Below are 1,504 nucleotides of genomic sequence, written 5' to 3' on the forward strand. Positions count from 1 at the left end.
ATGATAATTTTTTCAAAATTTGTGTCTAACTAAAAAAATGCATGCTTAATAGAAGTAGTGTTAGCTACTTCAAAAATTAATATGGAAGTTAATGCTTATCGATTAAACTTTGTTTCGGTACTTAATAGTTTGAAAATTACTCTAACTARTTTCTTGGCAACATGTGATTTCGCGATGTTAAAGTGTTTACCTTCAGATAATTTTTTCTTCATATACTCTCTAAAAACAGGATCACGCATTGCAATAAGTCTAGCGGATTCTAGGAGTGCATACCTGAGATATCTGGAACCGCGTTTAACCATCTTTTGACGGTCGCTAGWATAGCCACCAGATTGATGAACACCTGGTTCTAAGCCAGCAAAAGCTAATAGCTGAGCTGAATTATTAAAACGTGATATATCGCCAATTTCTGCGATTATAATAGATCCTAAGGTGTAAGAAATACCAGGRATGGTTAAAATAACGGAATCGATTTCTAACATGAGTTTTTTAATTTCGTTATCAAGAACTTTGATTTCATATTTGAATTTTCTTATTAATTCAATGTTTTGGACAAGTTCAAACTGAAAGGAAATGCGTGTAGAACCAATAGAGTTTCTTGCAGCATCTCTAATCTCAAGTGCTTTATCTTTAGAATACTTACCACGAGAGGCATTTGAAAGAATTGTTGTCAATGTTGTTAGATGTACATCTGCAATCAATGAAGMGCTAGGATACTTGCKAAGTAAGGCATACGAAGATTTTTGGTGAATTGACCAAACGTGATGAGGTAGTTCAGGRAATAGTATTTGGATAAGTCTTGAAATAGATACTTTAAGTCGTGATTGTTCTTGAATAAGACGAAAACGGTGTCTAGTTAGTGCTTTCAGTTCGCTTAAATGATATGATACAGGTGTATAGGATTTGAATTCACCAGTTCGGATCATTTGAGCAATAACCATACAATCGATTTTGTCAGTTTTAGTTTTTCTAAGTGTAAGGGATTTCCTATAAAGGTTAACACTTAGCGGATTCAATACAATTAGGGGTAGTTGTAATGAATCGATAAAGTCAATTAGGTTAAAGCCATAATGTCCAGTGGATTCAAGTCCTATTGTAATTTCTAAAGGTAGAAACTTAGAAATAGAATTTGAAAAGGCATTAAACCCAATTTTGTTGTTTCCGAAGGTAAATGAATCTAAYACATTTCCTTCTGAATCAATGATAGCGCAATCRTGCTTATCTTTAGCGATATCGATACCAACGTAATACATAAAAAACTCCTTTCATAATAGTATGTTTGCTGTGTATCACATATCGATGTCATGTACCCTTGCTATAGATAAAACGTTGATCGTTATCGTACTAATAAACAAAGAAAAACATAGATATGTGATTATTGTCTCAAACAAGTAGTCTAGCTACAGGAGAAGAAACTAATTCACAGCACCTATGTTATATATACAGTAAATATAAAATAATGAAACAGTAGCTAAACTACTTAACTTCATTATACAAGGAGAAG

At 32.8% G+C, this 1,504-nt stretch carries 1 protein-coding gene; it reads right to left on the bottom strand.

What is annotated here, in order from left to right:
* Positions 1-95 precede the first annotated feature (95 nt).
* Positions 96-1,253: an IS110 family transposase gene (locus EZV73_RS28215; protein WP_240843926.1), complete on the bottom strand. Its 1,158-nt coding sequence runs from the start codon at positions 1,251-1,253 to the stop codon at positions 96-98.
* Positions 1,254-1,504 lie beyond the last annotated feature (251 nt).

This window comes from Acidaminobacter sp. JC074 (assembly GCF_022496765.1).
Taxonomy (GTDB): Bacteria; Bacillota; Clostridia; order Peptostreptococcales; family Acidaminobacteraceae; genus JABXKX01.